This is a genomic window from Streptomyces sp. SID12501 (assembly GCF_010550245.1).
Classification (GTDB): Bacteria; Actinomycetota; Actinomycetes; order Streptomycetales; family Streptomycetaceae; genus Streptomyces.
This window is the reverse complement of sequence record NZ_JAAGLU010000153.1, coordinates 1-824: the sequence shown is the minus strand read 5'-3', so window position 1 is coordinate 824 and position 824 is coordinate 1. Positions and strand designations below refer to the sequence as shown.

Annotated in this window: 1 protein-coding gene and 1 pseudogene; both read right to left on the bottom strand. The window is 74.6% G+C overall.

Annotated elements, in window-relative coordinates; translation table 11 throughout:
* Positions 1 to 676, bottom strand: a 676-nt coding sequence (locus G3I71_RS44940; protein WP_164324663.1) for a M56 family metallopeptidase, incomplete at its 3' end; no start/stop codon positions are given.
* A pseudogene (locus G3I71_RS51945) lies at positions 673 to 824 on the bottom strand (BlaI/MecI/CopY family transcriptional regulator); the annotation flags it as partial. The gene G3I71_RS44940 and the pseudogene G3I71_RS51945, both read right to left, overlap by 4 nt.

Genomic DNA, 824 nt, shown 5'->3' with positions numbered 1-824 from the left:
CCGTGGCGATCAGGCGTCGGTCGCCGACGGCGGTGGCGGCGGTCTCGTCGGCGGCCCGCTCGGCGGCGAGCCGGATGGTGTCACGGACGGCGCGCAGGGCGGGGTGGCAGTGGGCGGCGAGTTCGGCCGCGGCCAGGAAGTAGTGGTGACCGGCCCGGTTGTGGGCGCGTTCGTGGGCGAAGAGGGCCTCGCGCTCGGCGGGTCCCAGGCTGCGCAGCATCGCGGTGGTGACGACGATGCGGTGGGGCCGTCCGGGCAGGGCGTACGCGTCCGGGTGGGGCGAGTCGACGACGCACAGGTCACCAGCGGCGGGACGGCGGCCGGCCTGGGTGCGGGCGGTACGGAAGGCACGGGTCTGCCGGAAGGCCGAGCGCGCCAGGGTCAGCGCGCTGAGGGTGAGCACTCCGGTGGCCGCCACGGCAGCGGGGAGGACGAAGTAGTCCGAGGGGGTACGCAGGGGGTGGACGAGTTCGCCGAGGGAGGCGAGGGCGGGCAGTTTGAACAGTCCGGTCAGGACCAGGGCGCCGAGTGCGGCGACACAGGCTCCGGCCAGTACCAGGGCCGATGCGGTGAGGATCCACAGGGCGGTGGCGGGGGCCAGCCGGTCGAGGGTCCTGCGGGCAAGCGTCGGCGCGAGGAAGGGCAGGAGCAGCGGTACGAGCAGGAGGGCGGTCATAGCTCGTCGCCCTCCAGGAGGCGGCGCAGGAGCTGCTCGTCGCCGGGGTTGAGCTGGGCGACGAAGCGGGCCAGGACCGTCTCGCGGTCGGTGTCCCGGTCGAGTTCGGTGTGCATGCGCCGGGCGGTCAGGCCGGGAGCGTCCTGGA